This window comes from Pseudofrankia saprophytica, from assembly GCF_000235425.2.
GTDB classification, from domain to species: domain Bacteria; phylum Actinomycetota; class Actinomycetes; order Frankiales; family Frankiaceae; genus Pseudofrankia; species Pseudofrankia saprophytica.
On record NZ_KI912266.1, the window covers coordinates 994,405 to 1,013,872 of the forward strand.

The 19,468-nt window shown below is 72.8% G+C and carries 16 protein-coding genes; 5 read left to right on the forward strand and 11 right to left on the reverse strand.

Translation table 11 applies throughout. The features are described from left to right. Positions 1-46 precede the first annotated feature (46 nt). Both FRCN3DRAFT_RS0204330 and FRCN3DRAFT_RS0204335 read right to left on the reverse strand, forming a co-directional pair. Positions 47-277 (reverse strand): FmdB family zinc ribbon protein, encoded by a 231-nt coding sequence (locus FRCN3DRAFT_RS0204330; protein ID WP_007518197.1) that lies wholly within the window; start codon positions 275-277, stop codon positions 47-49. A 109-nt stretch (positions 278-386) separates the two neighbouring features. Next, complete coding sequence (locus tag FRCN3DRAFT_RS0204335; protein WP_007518195.1) at positions 387-1,001, reverse strand: J domain-containing protein; 615 nt, start codon at positions 999-1,001, stop codon at positions 387-389. Between the two features lie 307 nt (positions 1,002-1,308). On the opposite strand from FRCN3DRAFT_RS0204335, the gene FRCN3DRAFT_RS42590 reads away from it, so the two are divergent. Next, on the forward strand, positions 1,309-3,291 hold the full coding sequence (locus tag FRCN3DRAFT_RS42590) for a CoA transferase (protein ID WP_198535937.1): 1,983 nt from the start codon (positions 1,309-1,311) through the stop codon (positions 3,289-3,291). A gap of 276 nt (positions 3,292-3,567) precedes the next feature. On the opposite strand, the gene FRCN3DRAFT_RS51020 is transcribed toward FRCN3DRAFT_RS42590, so the two are convergent. The 3 genes from FRCN3DRAFT_RS51020 to FRCN3DRAFT_RS0204350 form a co-directional block, all read right to left on the reverse strand. Then, entirely contained in the window at positions 3,568-3,798 is a 231-nt protein-coding gene (locus FRCN3DRAFT_RS51020) for a hypothetical protein (RefSeq protein WP_083401564.1), read from the reverse strand. A gap of 74 nt (positions 3,799-3,872) precedes the next feature. Beyond that, on the reverse strand, positions 3,873-4,442 hold the full coding sequence (locus FRCN3DRAFT_RS0204345) for a hypothetical protein (RefSeq protein ID WP_007518191.1): 570 nt from the start codon (positions 4,440-4,442) through the stop codon (positions 3,873-3,875). A 348-nt stretch (positions 4,443-4,790) separates the two neighbouring features. Further along, positions 4,791-5,207 (reverse strand): DUF2795 domain-containing protein, encoded by a 417-nt coding sequence (locus tag FRCN3DRAFT_RS0204350; RefSeq protein WP_007518190.1) that lies wholly within the window; start codon positions 5,205-5,207, stop codon positions 4,791-4,793. A 759-nt stretch (positions 5,208-5,966) separates the two neighbouring features. On the opposite strand from FRCN3DRAFT_RS0204350, the gene FRCN3DRAFT_RS0204355 reads away from it, so the two are divergent. Further along, the gene (locus tag FRCN3DRAFT_RS0204355) at positions 5,967-6,464 is read left to right on the forward strand and encodes a MarR family winged helix-turn-helix transcriptional regulator (RefSeq protein ID WP_007518188.1); all 498 of its coding nucleotides are present in this window, start codon (positions 5,967-5,969) and stop codon (positions 6,462-6,464) included. Between the two features lie 96 nt (positions 6,465-6,560). Here FRCN3DRAFT_RS0204355 and FRCN3DRAFT_RS0204360 read toward each other — a convergent pair whose 3' ends face one another. From FRCN3DRAFT_RS0204360 to FRCN3DRAFT_RS0204375, 4 genes are all read right to left on the reverse strand, one after another. Then, the gene (locus tag FRCN3DRAFT_RS0204360; protein WP_007518186.1) at positions 6,561-7,115 is read right to left on the reverse strand and encodes a DoxX family protein; all 555 of its coding nucleotides are present in this window, start codon (positions 7,113-7,115) and stop codon (positions 6,561-6,563) included. A gap of 314 nt (positions 7,116-7,429) precedes the next feature. Next, positions 7,430-8,089, reverse strand: coding sequence for a phosphoribosyltransferase (locus tag FRCN3DRAFT_RS0204365; RefSeq protein WP_007518184.1), 660 nt, complete (start codon positions 8,087-8,089; stop codon positions 7,430-7,432). A gap of 77 nt (positions 8,090-8,166) precedes the next feature. Further along, entirely contained in the window at positions 8,167-9,432 is a 1,266-nt protein-coding gene (locus FRCN3DRAFT_RS0204370; protein WP_007518182.1) for a DUF3089 domain-containing protein, read from the reverse strand. 240 nt (positions 9,433-9,672) lie between these two features. After that, positions 9,673-10,941 (reverse strand): XdhC family protein, encoded by a 1,269-nt coding sequence (locus FRCN3DRAFT_RS0204375; protein ID WP_027140245.1) that lies wholly within the window; start codon positions 10,939-10,941, stop codon positions 9,673-9,675. 216 nt (positions 10,942-11,157) lie between these two features. On the opposite strand from FRCN3DRAFT_RS0204375, the gene FRCN3DRAFT_RS42595 reads away from it, so the two are divergent. Beyond that, positions 11,158-11,850, forward strand: a complete 693-nt coding sequence (locus FRCN3DRAFT_RS42595) for a nucleotidyltransferase family protein (RefSeq protein ID WP_269799848.1) — start codon at positions 11,158-11,160, stop codon at positions 11,848-11,850. On the opposite strand, the gene FRCN3DRAFT_RS0204385 is transcribed toward FRCN3DRAFT_RS42595, so the two are convergent. Both FRCN3DRAFT_RS0204385 and FRCN3DRAFT_RS0204390 read right to left on the reverse strand, forming a co-directional pair. Next, on the reverse strand, positions 11,847-12,095 hold the full coding sequence (locus FRCN3DRAFT_RS0204385) for a DUF6158 family protein (RefSeq protein WP_007518175.1): 249 nt from the start codon (positions 12,093-12,095) through the stop codon (positions 11,847-11,849). The genes FRCN3DRAFT_RS42595 and FRCN3DRAFT_RS0204385 overlap by 4 nt on opposite strands. 453 nt (positions 12,096-12,548) lie before the next feature. Continuing rightward, positions 12,549-12,827 (reverse strand): hypothetical protein, encoded by a 279-nt coding sequence (locus FRCN3DRAFT_RS0204390; protein WP_007518174.1) that lies wholly within the window; start codon positions 12,825-12,827, stop codon positions 12,549-12,551. Positions 12,828-13,374: 547 nt separating this feature from the next. On the opposite strand from FRCN3DRAFT_RS0204390, the gene FRCN3DRAFT_RS0204395 reads away from it, so the two are divergent. Then, positions 13,375-15,747 (forward strand): Hsp70 family protein, encoded by a 2,373-nt coding sequence (locus FRCN3DRAFT_RS0204395; protein WP_007518172.1) that lies wholly within the window; start codon positions 13,375-13,377, stop codon positions 15,745-15,747. Positions 15,748-16,049: 302 nt separating this feature from the next. Then, positions 16,050-19,466, forward strand: coding sequence for a pyruvate carboxylase (locus FRCN3DRAFT_RS0204400; protein ID WP_007518170.1), 3,417 nt, complete (start codon positions 16,050-16,052; stop codon positions 19,464-19,466). Positions 19,467-19,468 lie beyond the last annotated feature (2 nt).

The following is a 19,468-nucleotide window of genomic DNA, read 5'->3' on the forward strand; positions in this document are numbered from 1 at the left end:
CGGGTCACGCGGGGCGGGTCGCGTTGGCCCATCCCCGCCGCCGCCATCAGTGGCAGCCGCAGCCGCCGCCGCAGCAGCCCCCACCGCCGGCGGTGGGGATGGGAGCGCGCATGGGCGCGGACACGCCCCGGGAGACCGCCACCGCGGCGAAGACACGGGAGGTCTCGGCGTGACCGGCGGGGCAGGACACGGCCGAGGCCGGCGCGTCCTCGTGGATGCCGCGCCGCACCTCGAAGGAGGTGTCGCAGACCCGGCAGCGGTAGTCGTATCTCGGCATAGCCAGAGGATAAGAAGTCCTCGCCCCGTCACGCGGCGAAACGGCGCCCGCCGGCCGAGGAGGGCGCCCCCGGCTTCAGCGGGGATCCTGGGCCGGCACGGCAACGGCTCTATTTGCCGGCGGTCCCGCGATCGGTGGTGCGCCCGTCGGCGCGGTCCGCCGTCCGGGCGCGGGGACGGTTCACCACGATGGCCGCGATCGGGGGGATCACCATCGCGACCAGGGCCATGGCCACCGCCGCCGGTACCGAGACCGGTCGCACGACCGTGCCGGCCAGGATGAACAGGGTGAGAGCGACGCCCATCATCGCCAGGTAGCCGCGCCGCGCGGCCCGGCTCACTCCGGGGAAGCCCCCCAGCGAGCCGGGACGATCACCCGACGGTCGGTGCCGGCCGACGGCGTCTCCCCTGGCCGGCGCGCCGCCGGCCGTGCCACCGGGCCAGCCTGACGTGTCCGAGCCTGCTGGGAAGCCCTGCCGTGGCGCCGTCGTGCTTCCGCCGGCAGTGACGGTGCCACCGGCGGCGACGTAGTGGTCATAGGCGGAGCGGCGAGCGGGGTCGGCGAGGATCTGGTAGGCGAGGGTGATCCGTTCGAAGGCTGCCGCCGAGCCACCGGCGTCCGGGTGCAGCACGCGCGCGCCGCGCCGGTAGGCCGCTCTGATCTCGTCGAGAGTCGCGGCCTGGGACACGCCGAGCAGGTCGTACAACGACGTCCGCCTGGCCATGCGCCATCCCCTCCCACGCGCATCGCGTCGCCCGTCCGTCGGCCGAACCTCTTCGATCGGCCTCCCCGGTCCCGCCCCCTAAGTTCCTCCACGTCCAACACTCAGGCCGGCTTTTCCCCGAATTGACGCCTCAGGTCTCCCCGAGCGCCGCGGGGGCACTTCCGCTAGTCATGATGGTCCTGGTTGGGCGGTTGCGCCGGATGCTGTCACGACTGGTGCGATGCTGTACGTGGCGAACCGCCCACTGTCGGACATCAGGTGTGGACAGACAGCGGTGATCCGGACGGGCGCTGAGGTGGATGGGGAGATGGCGGACCAGCTGGATGAACGACCACGGTCGGGCGACACGGCTCGCCCTGCCCCAGCGGCCGTCGCCACGGCGACCGACGAGGCCGTCTCCGACGGCGCCACCAGGTCGGATGGCGACCTCTCGGAGGATGTAGCCGTCACGGACGATGCGGTCGCGGCTGACGGCGACACCCTGGCAGGTGGCGCCGAGCCGGTCGACGGCGACGGCATCGGCGCGGGCGACGCCGACGTGACGGACGGCGCGGACGCCCACCTGACCGAAGCGGTGGTCGACGGCGAGGCCGCCGGCACCGACCCCGCGGCCACAGCGACGGACGCCACGGATCAGGCGCTCGCGACGACCAGCGCGGACGAGACCGCCGAGACGGGCGAGAACGGCGAACCGAGCGCGGACGCCGACGCCGAGACGTTGCCGGCGACGGCTCCTGACCCGGCGGCCGCCACGGCGATCACGGTTGCGACGGCAGGCACGGCACGGGAGGCGCAGGAGGACCCCGACACGGTCAGGGAGACCGCCGGGATCCTGACCGAGTTCGCCGAGGTCGTCGGCGACCCGCGAGCGGCCTCGCGCCTCACGATCACCGGGCCGGTCGACGTCCTGCCGAGCCTCTACCGGGTGACCGCCGCGGCCACGATCTCCGTCGCCGCGGCCGCGCACGGCGCCGCCGAACTGTGGGCCGCGCGGTCGGGCGAGGACGTCCTGCCGGTCAGCATCGACACGCGGCACGCCGCCGCCGCGTTCCGCAGCGAGCGGCTGCTGCGGATCAGCGGGCGGCCCGCGCCGAGCCCGTGGGACGCGCTCTCCGGCTACTACCGGGCCGGCGACGGTCGCTGGGTCCAGTTGCACTGCAACCTGCCGCACCACCGGGCCGGGGTGCTGGACCTGCTCCACACCCGCGCGGACCCGGCCGCGGTCGCCCGGGCGGTGGCCCGGTACAACGCGGCCGACCTGGAGGCCGAACTCCACGCGATGGGCATGTGTGCCGCCATGGCGCGTGAGGAGCGGGACTGGTGGGCGCACCCCGCCGGGCGGGCCGTGGCCGAGCTGCCGCTCACCGAGACCTCGCAGATCGCCGACAGCGCGGCCGCGCGCGGCGGGCCGTCCGCCGTGAGCCCGCCGAGGGGGACGCGGGCGCCGGCCACGCCCGCCCGGGCGCTGTCCACGCAGGCACAGGCCCGTCCGTCGCCGGCCCGCCCGGCGGCCGGCCTGCGCGTCCTGGACATGACGAGGGTGATCGCCGGGCCGGTGTGCGCCCGGGTACTGGCCTCGTTCGGGGCTGACGTGCTGCGGGTCGGCGCCGCGCACCTGCCGGACGCGCGCGCACTGGTGATCGACACGGGCTTCGGCAAGCGGAGCGCCTTCCTCAACCTGCGGGTGGCCTCGGACGCGCGCCGGTTGCGGGAGCTGGTCACGCAGGCGGACGTCGTGGTGCAGGCCTACCGGCCCAAGGCGCTCGACCGGCTCGGGTTCGGGCCGGAGGCGCTGGCCCGGATCCGGCCGGGCATCGTCTGCGCGACGATCAGCGCCTATGGCCGGGTCGGCCCGTGGAGCGGGTTGCGCGGCTTCGACAGCCTGGTGCAGACCGCGGCGGGCATCGCGCTGGCGGGGGCTCGCGCCAGCGGGTCGGACCGGCCGGTGCCGCTGCCCGCGCAGACGCTCGACCACGCCACCGGCTACCTGGCCGCCTACGGCGTGCTGGACGCGCTCGCCCGCCGCGAGCGGGAGGGCGGCAGCTGGCATGTGCGGGTCTCGCTCGCGCAGACCGCCCGCTGGCTCACGTCGCTGGGTGAGCGCGACACCTTCGACCTGGCCGAGCCCAAGGACGGCGACCTCGACTCGTACCGGCGCACGATGCGCAGCGAGTTCGGAGAGCTCTCCTACATTGCGCCCGCGGGCTCCGTCGGCGGCGCGATTCATGGCTACGACCGTCCGCCGAGCTCCCTCGGCGCGCATCAGGCGGGCTGGGCACCCATCCGCTGAAATGCCGATACGCCGCACTTCTCGACCATTAGGTCCACCAGGCGGCGTATCGGCATTTCAGCGTGTGTGAGCGCATAGGCCGGCGGTTTCCCACGCTCAGAGTGGGCGGGAGTCCTGACCTAAGGCGATCACGCAGCCAGGCCATGGCATTCGACAAACCACGGCTCAGGAAAAGCGGATCAGCCCGAGAAATGCACGCCGCCCTGGGGGTGGAACGATGCCCCGCGGTACCTCCCGCCGCGCCCGACGGCTGGCAGGCGCATGTCAGGCGCATGTTCAGCGCTTGGGTTCGTCGGGGTTGTCGCGGCGGCGGCGCGCACGCGTGCGCGTGCCGACATCGACCTGGCGCTCCCGTTGCCCGGCCGCCGCGGCGGCACGGTCAGCATAAAGGCGCTGCCTGATCAGATTGAGGGTCTGCTCCCGCTCCGTCTGATCCAACCCCGCCGCAAGTGTGTGAAACAAACCATCAGAAGCCGGCCGTCGGCCATATTCACTCGTCGCACCCATACCTGAGGACCTACCCGGGTCATTCGACGGCTATTCACCGGGCCCGAGGACGGTTCATGGTCGCCGAGGTCGGTTCATGGTCGCCGCGACGGACTCCGGTCGGGAACCGCCGGCCGCTTCCCCGCCGACGCGCCCACGGCGGCCTCGGGCCTCCTGGCCCCGGCCCGCGCCGCGCCGCCGGGCCGGGCAGGCCGGGCCGCGTCCGCCCGGACCGCACCAGGACCCATGGCACCAGACGGGGAGGCCGGCGAGGGCAGCGGGAGGCGGGCCGCCGCGCGCCGGCCCCGGCGGGCATCCAGGTAGCTCCGAGCCCTGTCCCAGGGCAGACGGCCGCCGGCGCCAGGCCCAGCCGGCGACGCGGACCCTCGCCGGCTCACCCTGGCCCGAAGCCGAGGCCACAGGTCGGCGGCGCCGGTGTCGGCGGGCAGGGCCCAGTCCTCGCCGTAACGCCCGAGGATCAGCCTGGCCGCCACGCACAGCGCCCAGACGCCGAGGACAGCGCCCACCGCGAGCAGGTCCAGCGCCCCGACCAGCCCGGACAGCACGAGAATGACCACCCCGAGCACCAGGCACACGACCACCAGCCGGCCGACGTCTCGGCGGCTGGCCGTGGCCCGGTCCCGCACACCCGCGTATCGCTTCATGTGACCGCTCTTGCCCAGCGGCGCGCCCGCTATGTCGACACAGGGACCTTCGGCCCGATGTTGCCGCCGCCGCCGAAACCAGATCGCACTCCACCGGTTGGTCGGGTCGGCTCGATGCCCCGCCCATCCGTGCCCTCCATGCTCAGCCGTCATTCTCGATGATTCGGCAATGAAGCAGTTGGAAGCCGTCAGAAGCGGTCAGAAGCGGACGACAGTCGGCCGCGGACCCGCCCGTGGGTCGCCGGCTTCAGAGCGCCGACGGCCCCACAGACGAGCCGACAGGCTGACATAAAAGATCAAACAGGTAGAACGAAACAACGGTTCACCTAGCCGAGGCCAGCCAAGGAGTCAGTAGCGTCTGGCCTCGACGTGCGCCCCGTCGTGCAGTGCCCGCCAGAGCTCGCCAAGCGACCCGAACCGCGCCTCCGGCGGTGCCGCCCGCATCTCCTCGACGATGTGGTCCGGGGCGTTCTGGCCGCGCAGATGCGCCAGCACCTCGGCGCGGTCGGCGGGGAAGACCGCCCGACCGAGCCATCGGGCCAGCTCCGAGCGCTCCTCGACGTCGGAGAGGGTCATGCCGGAGGGCGCGCTCCCGCGACCGATCCCGTCCTGGCGATCGAGAGCCTCCGGCACGTCGTCCGTGGGCGGCTCGGGCGACCTCCACTCGACCGCACGAGGATCCCGCCGCGCCCGGACATATCCACGCACCTCCCCGGCCATCGCCTCATCGAGCTGCGGGCCGTGCTTGGCGCTGCCTCGATCCATCGGCTGCTCCCGTCACATCCGGCTGATGCCGACTACCTCGGCCCGGCCCGCTGCCAGGCCACGAGCTGGATCTACCCGGACGGGTATCGGCAAATCGTGGAAGAGTCGTCGACGGTGCTGCTGGGCGGTAGATCCGGTGCTCGCGCCGACGTTCCCAGAGCGGCTCACCCCGTCAGGACGATCAGGCATCGTCGCCTTGTCGCCTGGACGCCAAGAGGGCGGCACTCGGTGTCAAATTGGAGACATCCACTCCGCTTGGGTACTGAAAGCGGAATGTTCGTACATTTTCGGCCGACACGCCACCTTCTCTGGGGTCGAGGCCCTCTTCTCCGGCGATTCCGCCACAGCACGACCTGATGCGGACGATTATGATCTCAACCCATCAACACAGCGCGCCGCCGACCGCCGGGCCCGACACCGACCAACTTCCCGTAAGCACCCTGTCCAACCACATCGCAGCCCTCGGAGCGAGTCCGGCCCGTCATATGCCCCTACTAGGGACCGCCGGGCCAAGCACCGCCATCAGCCCAGCCCTCAGCGGCCCGAGCCCAGTACCGCCGACCGCTATATGCCTCAACCCGAGACCGCGCCGGGGTTCCTGCCGGATCGGCGAAGCCGACCTGGTAGGTCCGGGGCGCGAAGCGCCCGATGACGAGGCGCTCCCCGCGCCCCGTCCTAGGTGCCCGAAGCGAACGGACGCAGACCCTGAACACGCAGATGCTTCCCGACCATTCGGCAGGGAATGGTGGACGGACCACCGTGTCGGAACCGTCCGGAACCGCCGTCGACGGCGCGGCGGACCTGTCGGCCAACCCAGGGCACCTCGCCCGCCGCCTCCAGCAGGTGATCCACCAGCTGTGGACGGCCTCGGTCTCCACGGAGACCACTCCACCGCAGTTCGTCGTACTCAACAGCCTGCGGGCGTCGCCCGACATCGACCAGCGGACCCTCGGCGAGCGTGCCTGCCTCGACCGCTCCACGGTCGCCGACGTCGTGGCCAGGCTCGTCCAGCGCGGGCTGATCCGCCGCGTGCGCGACCCGCACGACGGCCGGCGCAACGTGCTTCGGCTGACGGTGCGCGGAGAGAACACCCACACGGAGGTGGCCCAACGCGCCGAGGCGATGAACGAACAGCTGCTGGCCCCGCTGGCCAGCGAGGAGCGGATTGCCCTCGTGTCCCTGCTGGGCCGGGTCGTCGAGGCGCATCCGATGAGCCGATCCGGCTCCCAGCCGGCGGAACCCGCTGGCGAGACGTAGAAACGGGGGAAGGGAGCCATCCCACCGGCCTCGGCGCGACAGCTCCCTTCTCCGTGCTCGGGCCTCCACGTGCGTACGGCCCGGCCGATACGCGCGTTACGCGTCCTGCTTGGCCTGCGCGTCCGTGGTGGCCACGGGGGCCGGCTTCGGCGACTCGGGGCGCCAGAAGGTGATCAGCAGGCCGGCCGAGCCGACCACGCCCAGCACCAGGGCGATCAAACCGCCAAGCCAGCCGTCGACGTTGTCATCGATCGTGATCGCGTGGTCGAGCGAGGCGTACCCGGGACCGAACGTCGCGATGGCCAGGCAGACGACCGCGATCATCAGGACGTACTCGTAGCCCTGGCCCGGCTTGAAGATGAAGAAGCCGTTCTTGCGGTGCGCCGTCATCCCGGCGACGACCATGATGCCGATGATCGCGCCGGCGCTGACCGGCGTGAGGAACCCGACGGCCAGACCCACACCGGCGGCCAGCTCGATCAGGCCGCTCGCCCAGGCGTGCATGATGCCAGGCTTGAGCCCCATGCTCGCGAACCAACCCGCGGTGCCCTGGATGCCGCCCGGCCCGAAAATGTGGTTGTAGCCGTGCGCGACGATCGTCAGCCCGACGACGACCCGTAGCACGAGGTCCGCGGTGTCCGCTGCGGTCACGAGGATCTCTCCTTCCCTATGTGGTCAACTGCCTCGCCGGCTCCGCCGCGGCCGGCCGCCTGCCGGTGCGCGAGCCATCGCCGGGGGGAGCGAACACGACAACACGAGCCCATCAGCCGGGAATCTATAGTTTGTGGGCGCTCACTCGCTCGCCGAAGCCGGGTTTACCCGGGCACGACATGCCCGTATCACCCCTTCTCCGCCGATTGGCTAGTCGGGAGCTTGGCACACGTCACGCGTCCGGCGCGCCTACCAGCCGCCAGCCATCGCGGATCTCCGAACCGACCCCACCGAACCCGGCGGGCGCCAGACCGTCACCTGGCCGATCGGTGGGGCATGAGAGCCCCGAGCAGGTCACGGACCTCGTCGTCGGACGTGGCCGCGAAGTCGTCGTAGAACTGGCCGACGGCCAGGAAGTCGGGTGGGTACAGCGGGCAGACGAGCTCGTCCACCTCGGCGCGCACCGCGTCGGCACCCTCGGGTGAGGCGACGGGAACGGCCGCCACGAGCCGACTCACCCCGGCCGCCCGGGCGGCACGCGCCGCGGCGACCATCGTCGCGCCGGTGGCCAGGCCGTCATCGACAAGCACCACCGTCCGGCCGGCGAGCGCCGGCGGCGGGCGGCCGTCCCGGTAGGCGTGCTCGCGGCGCGCGAGTTCCGCCGCCTCCCGGACAACGAGCGCCTCCACCTCGCCATCGGTCAGACCGAGCCGGCCGACGATCGTCTCGTTGACCACCTTGATCCCGCCGGTCGCGATCGCGCCGAGGGCGAACTCCGGCTGTCTGGGGGCACCCAGCTTGCGCACCCCGAACGCATCCAGGGGCGCGGACAGCCGACGCGCGACCTCGGCGGCCACCGGAACACCACCGCGCGGCAGGCCGAGCACGACCACGGGCTCTCCCTCGGGGACGACGAGAGCCACCCGGTCGGCCAGGGCAAGCCCCGCCGCCCGCCGGTCCGAATAGCCAGCCATGCCGAACTCCCTCCCCCCGATCGATCTGCCCGATCCGCCATCCCCTTACCCGCCGATCCGCCTACTCGCTGCGCGCGCTACCCGTGGTTGCCAGCCGGCGGCTGGTGCGCGCCCAGGTAGGCGGCGGTCTGGCGGCCGGCGAGCTCGACGAGGTCCCCGAGCGTCAGGGAGAACTCGTCGAAGTGCAGACCCCAGGACGGTGGCGACTCGATGGCCGGCAGCGACCGGGTGTCGCCGTTCGGGGCCGGCTCGGGCGTCACCGTGAGCCAGGCTCGCCCGCCCGCCTGCTGGCATTCGGCCGTGAGGAAGTCCGGATAGGTGACGAAACCGGTGCCGGCGGCCGGCAGGTTCGCGGGCGACAGCCCAGGTAGGGAGGCGCCGATGAGTGCGGCGGTGGGCAGGTAGGGCTCGAGCACCGCCTTGCCGCCCCCGAGCGCCGCCGGGTTGGTGCACAGCGTCCGCAGGTCGGTGGGGGCGGCCTCGAGGTCGGCCGTGGCCGCGGTGCCGCGCGACGGCGCCGAGGGCAGGCCGAACCGAGCGTCGGCCGGCGCGTCCCCCTCGTAGGCCGAGTACGCGACGACGCAGCCGAACTCGTCGTGCCGCTGGCAGGCAGGGATCTTCGTCAGGTCGCCGCCGGTGAGCGCGCCCGCGTCGGCCGCGACCCGCACGTCCGCGCCGACCAGCAGCGCCGAGACGAGCAACGCCCGCTGGCCGGCGTCGGGCTCGATCTCCTCCTGAAGCAGCCGCAGCAGCATCTCCGCGCCCTGGTCGTCGCCGACGAGTACCACCGGCCGGCCCTGGTTGTCGTTGAGCAGGTAGTCGTTCCAGGCCGACTGGACGTCGGAGAAGGCGATGGAGCGGGCGATGTCGGACGGCCCGTCCGGCTGCAGTCGGGACACCACGGAGTACTGCTCGTAGGCCGGCGCGAACACGCGGCAGACCGTCGCGAACCGGGCCGCCTGTGCCCGGACCACCGCGATCTCGGTGTCGGTCGCCTTCAGCGGCGCGTTGCCGGCCGCGACCCGCGAGACGGTCGGGTACAGGTAGAAACAGTCGGCGCCCGGGTTCGCCGCCGGGCCGAATGGCTCCGTGCCCATCGGTCCGGCCGGGCCGACGGTGGTGGCGTCCAGCCCGGCGGCGCAGTTGTCGTCGACCGTCCCCGGCCGGCACACCCAGACGGTCGGATGCGCGACGGTGAGGTCGGCGGTGTCGATCGCGGGATTCGTCGGCGAGGCCGGCGCGGTCGCCGGGTCCGAGGCCGGAGTCCGGCCGCAGGCGGAACCGAGCAGAAGGGTCAGCAGCAGGGTCAGGACGGCGGGCGGACGGGCCGAGCAGCGGCGCATCGAGACCTCTGAATCGTTGACGAAGGTCGATCGTGCCGGTGCCGGCGGCGGGCGACAAAGAAAACCGGCGGCCCTTGGCCGTCCGTCGGCCACCGCTTTACCGAACAGATCACCGCGTTGCGGGACAGTATGCACCGCCCGTTCCGTCGCTCTCGACCGGATGCCGGTCCGCCGCCCGAAGGGGCGTCTCAACCCACCACCTCGTGGGGGCGCCTCAACCCATTTCCCCGAAAGGGCGTCTCAGCCCGCCACGTCGACGGAGACGCCGTGGATGCGACCCGCCGTGCGGCCCAGCGGCGCACCGGTGCCGCCCCACATCGTCTGGATGATCTCGGCGGCGATCGAGACCGCGGTCTCCTCGGGGGTTCGCCCGCCGATGTCCAGGCCGATCGGAGAGCGCAGGCGGGCCAGCTCGTGGTCGGCGAGGCCGTCCTCGCGCAGGCGACGCAGCCGGTCCTCGTGCGTCCTGCGGGAGCCCATCGCGCCGACGTAGCCCGCGGGCGAACGCAGCGCCGCGCGCAGCAGCGGAACGTCGAATTTCGGGTCGTGCGTCAGCACGCAGACCACCGTCCGCTCATCCACCGGGACCCGGGCGAAATACCGCGCCGGCCATTCGCAGACCACCTCGTGCGCGGCGGGGAAGCGCCGGGTGGTCGCGAAGACCGGCCGCGCGTCGCAGACCGTCACCCGGTACCCGAGGAAGCGGCCCAGCGAGACCACCGCGGCGGCGTAGTCGATCGCGCCGAACACGAGCATCCGCGGCGGCGGCGCGAACGACTGCACGAACACCGTGACCGCGTCCGCCGGCAGGCCGGCCGCCTCGGCCGCGATGCCGGGGGCGGCGATCCGCGGCTCCCGTTCCTCGCCGGTGGTGCCAGGACCTGAGGGAGTGGTGGCGGCCGCGTCCACCGGGGAGCGCTGTCCCGAGGGACCGTAGTGGCGCAGGCCGGTGTGGCCGGCGGCGAGCATGCCACGAGCGTCGTCGATGACGGCGTGGTCGAGCCCCGGCGCGCCCAGGCTGCCCACCACCCGGTCCGCCCAGACGGCCACCTGCCGGCCGACCGGCATCGAGCTGGTCGACCGCTCCGCGCTGGTCGATGGGTCCGCGCTGGTCGGTGGGTCGGCCGGGCCCGAGAGGACGGTGACGAGGGCGACCGGGACGTCGGCCGCGATCGCGTCCAGCACCTCGAAGAGCGGCTCGCCCGCCGGCGAGACCAGCACGTCGATCACGCCGCCGCAGGTCAGGCCGACGGCGAAGGCGTCGTCGTCGGAGATGCCGTAGGTCTCGAGCACGGCCGTGCCGGTGGCGAGCACGTCGGTCGCCACCTGGTAGACGGCGCCTTCCACGCACCCGCCCGACACGCTGCCGAGCGCCTCGCCCGTCGCGTCGACGGCCATCGCCGCGCCGGGCTGGCGCGGGGCGCTGCCGCGCACCCCCACCACCGTCGCGACCGCGAACGACGTCCCGGCGCGGCGCCAGCCGCGCAGCTGCTCGGTCAACTCCCGCATCGTGCCGTCACCCTCCGCCATCGCCAGCCCGCTCGGGTGCCTCAAGGGTTGCGCGCTCGCCGGACACACGCATCCGCCTCCGTGCCGGCCTTCGGCACATTGGGCTATCGCCCAACATTAGCGAGGCATGCCGCCATGGGCCCGGGTATCGAGGTCTCGGTATCGAGGTTTTGGAGTGACCGTCGCGGCGCGGACCGGTAAGAACCACCTGTGCGAGTGGCGGGGCTTCTGTTGGCGGCGGGAGCCGGCCGGCGCCTTGGGATGCCCAAGGGGTTGCTGACGTGGGCCGGCACGCCGCTGGTGGTGAGGGGCGCCCGCCTGCTGACCGCCGGGGGCTGTTCACCGCTGGCGGTGACCGTCGGGGCGGCGGCCGAGGAGGTCGCCGCCGCCCTGGCCGGCGCGGGCGCCACCGACGGCGGCCCGCCGGCCGTGGCGCCGGCACGGGTCGTCCGGGTGGACGACTGGGCCGAGGGCATGGGTGCGTCGCTGCGCGCGGGCCTCGCCGCGTTCACGGCGGATCACGTGGACGCGGTGGTCGTCGCGCTCGTCGACCAGCCGCTCGTCAGCCCCGCGCTCATCCGCCGCCTCATCGGCGCGGCGAACACGGCCGCCGAGGGTACGGACGCCGAGGGCGCCGGCGAGCGGCCGAGGCCGGCGGCGATCGTCGCCGGCTACGCGGGCCGGCCGCGCACCCCGGTGCTACTGCGCCGTGAGGTCTGGCCGGACGTCGCCCAGCTGGCTCGCGGTGACGTCGGCGCCCGTGCCTGGCTGCGCGCCAACCCGGACCGCGTGCTCCAGGTGCCCTGTGAGGACGTCGGCAGTCCCGACGACATCGACACCGCCGCCGACCTGACCCGCCTGACGGCGGACACCAGGCTCCAGCTCGAGCGGCGGGAGGGCCCGGGCTAGGCGGGAAGGCCCGCCGCGCGGCGCCGGCCGGCGCGGGTGCGGCGCGGGTCGGGGCTGGCCGCGTCCGGGAAACGGCGCAGATACTCGCGCTCCAGCTCCATCATCCGCCGGGTATGCGTCTCGAACGCGTCCTCGCTGCCCTCGAGAAACGTCGCGTGCCGGGTCCGGTGCAGCTGGCGCACCTCACGAACCAGAGCCGCGTCGGACAGCTCGCGGCCGGGGATGCCGTCTGGGCGGTGGCTCATTCTCCAGAGCTACCCCCCACCCCAACCCATCAACCCCCTGTCAATGAACCAGCACCAACCGTACTCAAGATCACCCTTCAACCACGGCGACTCCGAACCCGCGACGCACCCGAGCTGGCGCAGGCGCGGCCCCGAGCGACGGGATCCCTGCGGAATCTGCGAAGCCGATTCCGCAGGTCGTGAGGTGGCCCCGCGAGCGTCGCGGCTTCGGTTTGGTGACGTTCAGCGGTGGGTGACCGTGCTGGCGCGGAGGCGCGCCTCGCGGAGGCCCGGCCCCGGAGCGAAGCGAACGGGGTTGGGCCGCAGCGAGGTCGCCGCAGCGCCCATGAGCGGAGGAGGACGGCGCGCGGAGGTCCCGTGGGAGCGACGGGGTCCCTGCGGAATCGGCGAAGCCGATTTCGGAGGTCGTGAGTACGGGGCCGGAGCGCGCCGCCCGCACGGAGCGAACCAATGTCACAGCGGTTCCGGCGTAGGGATCGGCGGAACGGGAATGTCGGGGCCTGGCACCGGCGGGAACGGGTCCGGCGCCGGTGACGGCGGGACCGGGTCCGGATCGGGGACCGGGAGCGTGGGGTCCGGGCCCGGCCCCGGGGGAACCGGCTCGCCGGGGCCCGGCGTCGGACCGGGCGACGGCGGCGGCAGCACCGCGCGGCGCGGCGGCGGCGCCGTCGGCGCCAGGCGCGCGGCCCGGGCCGTCATCCTCGTGCGGCTTGGGAGTGTTGTGGAGCTCATATCGGCCTCCTCTACTGCACCTACCCAACGTCACCCTTCTACCGCCGATCTCGCTCCCCCATGCCCACCAACACAGCGAAATACGGCGCTTGGGGTCCGGCCGCGCTCCGCCCGCCCTACCTGACGCCGATGATCACGGGCGTCGGCGGCCGAGCCCGTTCCGGAGCATTCGCCAAACGCTGGCCCAAATCGGCCACACTGAGCGATGGGGCCAACACGAAAAGGGGGTGACTACCCGCGCGAAGGCGTCCATGCGGCACTCGGCTAGGATCGGCCGGACAAGTCGACCGCCTGGCGATGATGCTGGCCGACGACCACGGGGGCCACCCGTAGCGGATGGTGGGCCGGCCTTGTGCCGGTGATGGGTGACAACCTGGACCGGCGAAGCCGATTCGGAAGGAGCCCCAACCGCGACGGGGTGGAGGGCACACAGCGGCCCGGAGCGGATGGCGCGCTGATACCAGGCGGCAGACGCAACGGGTCAGCGGTATTTGTTCGAGCACCGGCGGCTCGCGCGCGAGGCCCGGCAAGACAGACGGAGGGCGCGGTGGCTGAGCCGATCCTCGCGATCGACTACGGCACCTTCCGTGCGTCCGCGGCGTACGTGGTCGACGGTCAGGTCGAGCTGGTCAGGGAGTCCGCCAGCGGAGCGGTGTCCTGGCCGTCCTCGGTGTTCGCGGACGGCGAGAATCTGATCATCGGGACGCTCGCCGAGCGTCGCAAGCGGATCTGGCCCGCGGCGTACCGCGGCGAGGTCAAGCGGGACCTGCGCCGTGAGGCACCGGTGGTGCTCGACGGGCGGACCTACCCGCCGGCCCGGCTGGTCACCGCGACGATGGCCGCGCTGAAGACCGAGGCGGAGGCGCAGCTCGGCGGGCCGCTGCCACGCGCCGTCGTCACCATTCCCGCGGTCTACGACCCCACCGGCCCGCTGCGCCGGCTCATGATCGGTGCCGCCGAGGCCGCCGGGTTCGTCGACGTCGACCTGCTCGCCGAGCCGGTCGCCGCCGCCTGGGCGCCCCTGGGCGCGGGCCGCCCGCACCCTGGCGACCTGATGCTGGTCTATGACCTCGGCGGCGGCACGTTCGACGCGGCGTTGATCGCGGTCGGTTCATCCGGCCGGCACGAGGTGATCGGGCACTCCTCGCTCTTCGACTGCGGCGGTCGCGACCTCGACCAGCTGCTCTTCGACGAGATCCTCAGCATCCACGGGCCGAGCCTCGAGCCGCTGCTCAACCCGACGGGCCCGGGCGAGGTCTTCCAGACAGCCGCCCGGCGCACCCGCCACGAACTGATCGACTTCGCCAGGACGCTGAAGCACCAGCTCACCGACGTGCCGATGGTCGAGGACGTGTTCGGCCCGGCGGGGCTGCTCGTCGGCATCGACCGTGAGCGCTTCGTCCAGCTCGCCTCGCCGACGCTGGCCCGCACGATGGCCTGCTGCCAGCACCTGCTCGACGCCGCCGACATCCCGGCGGAGAAGCTGGGCGGGGTACTGCTCGTCGGCGGCGGCTCGCGGATGCCGGTGGTCGCGGACATCCTGTCCGGCAAGCTGGGCGTCGCCACCGACTGGCCGTCCCAGCAGCTGTTCGTCCCGTCGGACCCGGAACTCGCGGTCGTACGGGGCGCGGCGGCCTGGGCCGCGTCGGTCTCCACCCGGCGCACGGTCGCGGCCCGGCCCAGCCCCGTCGTCCAGCCGGCCCGCTGGGAGATCCCGGGCGGCACGGCGACGATGGTCCGCTGGCTCGCCGAGCCGGGCGCCCGGTTCGAGGCGGGGACGGTGCTCGCCCGGGTGCGGCTGACCGACGGCTCGCTGTTCGACCTGGCCGCGGAGGCGTCCGGCAGCCTGCTGCACACGCACGCCAGACCGGGCATGTCGATCACCGAGCACGACTGGATCGCCACCACCCTGCCGACCTCGCCGGTGCCGCTCGGCCAGTCGCGGGGTGGCGGCGGCGGTGGCGCCGACCGCGGGGGCGCCGACCTGCGCGGCGGGACGATGGAGCGCTCGCACCGGCCGGCGCACCTCGTCGAGGTCAGCATGCGGGCAACCCTGGCCGGCCACGAACGCGACGTCACGAGCTGCGACTTCTCTCCCGACGGCCGGGTGCTGGCCACCACCAGCAAGGACGGCATCCAGCTCTGGGACGTGGCCACCGGGCGGTCGGTGGACGAGCTGGTCGTCCCCGGCCGCAAGAGCTCGATCCCGAACAGCTGCGCGTTCTCCCCCGATGGCAAACTGCTCGCCATCACCGGCAGCGACAAGATCATTCGACTCTTCGACGTGGCGACCAGGGCCGAGACGATGACGTTCTCCGGACACAAGGGCCCCGTCTACGGCTGCGCCTTCTCCCCCGACGGGACCCTGCTGGCCACCACCAGCACCGACCGGACCGTCAGGCTGTGGGGGGTCTCGACCGGCAAACAGATCGCCAGCCTCACCGGCGAACACCGCGGCTCGATCTACGGCTGCGCGTTCTCCCCCGATGGGCGGCTGCTGGTCTCGGCTGGCGCCGAGGCGATCTTCCTCTGGGACGTCGCGCTCGGCGAGAGCATCATGAAGGTGCCCGGGCACACGAACTTCGCGAACGGGTGCGCCTTCTCGCCCGACGGCCTGCTGCTCGCGACCACCAGCAACGACGGCACGCGGGTGACCGACGTCCCGACCGGCACGACGACGATGACGCTCGGTGGTTCGGCGCAGAGCTGCGCGTTCTCTCCGGACGGCCAGCTGCTCGCGACCGCGAGCACCGACGACGTCGCCCGCCTCTGGGACGTCAGCACCGGAGTCGAGGTCGCAACACTGTCCGGCCACAGCGGCACCGTCATGAGCTGCGCGTTCGCCCCGTTCGGCCTGCTGCTGGCGACGACGAGCACCGATGCCACCGCCCGCCTCTGGGAGATCATCTACACCCGCTAGGCACGGTCCAGCCGCCGGACGCCGTCCGTCGGGTACCGCGTCGCTTGACGCGTAGCCGACGGATGGCTGATCGTTGACGCTCCGATGGCCAGCTCTCGACGCCCGGAACCACGCATGGAATCGTCCGCGTGGCCTAATGACTACGTGGTGTGTCGACCCGTCATGGTGAGTCACCCCACGTTGCCCTGGTCCCCCCTTCTGACGCCGGCCAGAATGGGCCGTTAACCGCAGGTTCCCCGTCCGTCTGTCCGACGCCGGCGCCCGCAGGGCGCCAGAGACGCCAAGCCCGATGAGGAGCGCGCGTGCACAAGGTCCTGGTCGCCAATCGGAGTGAGATCGCGGTCCGGGTGTCACGTGCTGCCCATGAGCTGGGTCTGCGCACGGTCGCCGTGTACACCCCCGAGGACGTGTCGTCACTGCACCGGACGAAGGCCGACGAGGCCTATGAGCTGGGTGAGCCGGGGCATCCGGTGCGCGGCTATCTGGACATCGAGGAGTTGCTGCGGGTCGCCAAGCACGCCGAGGCGGATGCGCTGCATCCGGGGTACGGGTTCCTGTCGGAGTCGGCGGCGCTCGCGGAGGCGTGCGCGGCGGCGGGGGTGACGTTCGTCGGGCCGCCGCCGGCGGTGTTGAGGTTGACGGGTGACAAGGTCGCGGCGCGGAACGCGGCGATCGCGGCGGGGTTGCCGGTGTTGCGGGCGTCGGTTCCGCTGGTGGACGGCGCCGGGGCGGCCGCGGCCGCGGAGGAGGTCGGGTTCCCGCTGTTCGTGAAGGCGTCGGCGGGTGGTGGCGGGCGCGGGCTGCGGCGGGTGGAACGGTCCGCGGACCTGGCGGACGCGGTGGCCTCGGCGGTGCGGGAGGCGGCGGCGGCGTTCGGCGACGGGACGGTGTTCCTGGAGCAGGCGGTGGACCGGCCGCGGCATATCGAGGTGCAGGTCTTCGGGGACGCGACGGGCGCGGTCATCCATCTGTTCGAGCGGGACTGTTCGGTACAGCGCCGTCACCAGAAGGTCGTGGAGATCGCGCCGGCGCCGCGGCTGGATCCGGCGGTGCGTGCCGGGCTGTGCGACGCGGCGGTGCGGTTCGCCCGGCACGTCGGCTACGTGAACGCGGGCACCGTCGAGTTCCTGGTCAGCGCGGACGGCACGTACACGTTCATGGAGATGAACCCGCGGATCCAGGTCGAGCACACGGTGACCGAGGAGGTCACCGGCGTCGACCTGGTCGGTGCGCAGCTGCGGATCGCCGCCGGGGAGACGTTGGCGGACCTCAACCTGTCCCAGGACAACATCACGATCCGGGGTGTGGCGATCCAGTGCCGGGTCACGACCGAGGACCCGGCGCAGGACTTCCGGCCGGACACGGGGACGATCTCGTACTACCAGTCGCCGGGCGGTCCGGGGGTACGTCTGGATGGGGCGACCTATTCCGGCGCGGAGGTCAGCCCGTACTTCGACTCGCTGCTGGTGAAGCTGACGTGCCGGGGCGTCACGGTGGAGAAGGCGTCTCGGCGGGCGCGGCGGGCGTTGCGGGAGTTCCGGATCCGCGGGGTGCGGACCAACATCGAGTTCCTGTCCCGGCTGCTCGCCGACGAGTCGTTCCTCGAAGGCGGCGTGACGACGTCGTTCATCGAGGAACGGCCGTGGCTGCTGGCCGGGGATGGCGGGGCGGACAAGACCAGCCGGATGCTGGCCCGGTTGGCGCACGCGACGGTCAACGGCCACAAGCGGCCGGTCGGCGCGGCGTTCACCGACCCGCGCCGGCTGCTGCCGCCGTTGGACTCGACCGACGGCCCGGACGGGCTGGACGGTTCGGACGGGCTGGACGGGCTGATGGCCGGGTCGCGTCAGCTGCTCGCCGAGGTCGGACCAACCGAGTGGGCGGCCCGGCTGCGGGCCCAGACCGCGTTGGCGGTCACGGACACGACGTTGCGGGACGCGCACCAGTCGTTGCTGGCGACCCGGCTGCGTAGCTTCGACATCCTGGCCGCCGCCCCCGCGTTCGCCCGGCTTACCCCGAACCTGCTCAGCCTGGAGTGCTGGGGCGGGGCGACCTACGACGTGGCGCTGCGGTTCCTGTCCGAGGACCCGTGGGACCGCTTGGCGGCGCTGCGGGAGGCGGCGCCGAACATCTGCCTGCAGATGCTGCTGCGCGGCCGCAACGCCGTCGGCTACACGCCCTACCCGGACGAGATGGTCGAGACGTTCGTGCAGGAGGCGGCGGCCACCGGCATCGACCTGTTCCGGATCTTCGACGCGCTCAACGACATCGAGCAGATGCGCCCCGCCATCGACGCCGTCGTGAACGACACGGCCGCGATCGTCGAGGGCACCCTGTGCTACACCGGGGACCTCACGGACCCGGGCGAACAGATCTACACCCTCGACTACTACCTGCGCCTCGCCGAGCAGTTGGTCGAGGCCGGCGTACACGTGCTGGCGATCAAGGACATGGCCGGGCTGCTGCGCCCACCGGCGGCGACCCGGCTCGTCACCGCGTTGCGGGAGCGGTTCGACGTCCCCGTCCATCTGCACACCCACGACACCGCCGGCGGCCAGCTCGCCACCCTGCTCGCCGCCGCGAACGCCGGCGTCGACGCGGTGGACGCCGCGGCGGCCCCGATGTCCGGCGGCACCAGCCAGCCGAACATGTCCGCGCTGGTCGCCGCCACCGACCACACCGATCGCGCCACCGGCATCCCGCTTGCCGCGCTGTCGGCGCTGGAGGCCTACTGGGAGGCGGTCCGCGACCTCTACGCACCCTTCGAAGCCGGCCTACGCGCACCGACGGGCGCCGTGTACCGCCACGAGATCCCCGGCGGCCAGCTCACGAACCTGCGCCAGCAGGCCATCTCACTGGGTCTGGGCGACCGCTGGACACAGGTGACCGAGTGCTACGCGATCGCGAACGAGCTCCTCGGCAAGCCGATCAAGGTGACGCCGACGAGCAAGGTCGTCGGCGACCTCGCCCTGTTCATCGCCGGCGGCAACATCGACCCGGACACCCTGCGCACCGAACCGGAGAAGTTCGACCTGCCCGCGAGCGTGCTGGGCTACCTCGCCGGTGAGCTCGGCACCCCGCCAGCCGGCTTCGCCGAGCCGTTCCGCGAGCGGGCGCTCGCCGGCCGGCGCCCAGCCCCGCCGGACGCCGAACTCGCATCCGACGACCGGACCGCGCTGGCCGGCGAGGACCGGCGGGCCGCACTGTCCCGGTTGCTGTTCCCCGGACCGTGGCGCGACTACAACAAGGCCTTCGAGCAGTACGGCGACAGCTCCGTCATCCCCACCGAGGCCTTCCTCTACGGCCTGCTGCCCGGCGAACCCGCCAGCGTCTTCCTCGAACCCGGGGTCGAGATCATCGTCGAGCTCGAAACCATTGGCGAACCCGACCGCGCCGGCATCCGCACCCTCTACCTGCGCGTCAACGGCCAGCCCAGGCCCGTCCGCGTCCGCGACGAGTCGATCACCGCCGTCTCCGCCGCCGCCCGCCGCGCCGACCCGAACGACCCCGGCCACATCGCCGCCGGCCTCCCCGGCATCGTCACCTACGCCGTCAAGGTCGGCGACACCATCGAGAAGGGCGCCCGACTCGCCGTCGTCGAAGCCATGAAAATGGAGGCCGCCGTCACCAGTTCCATCTCCGGCACCATCACCGAACTCGCCCACACCACCGGCGACTCCGTCGAGGTCGGCGACCTGTTGGCCGTCATCCAACCCTAGGG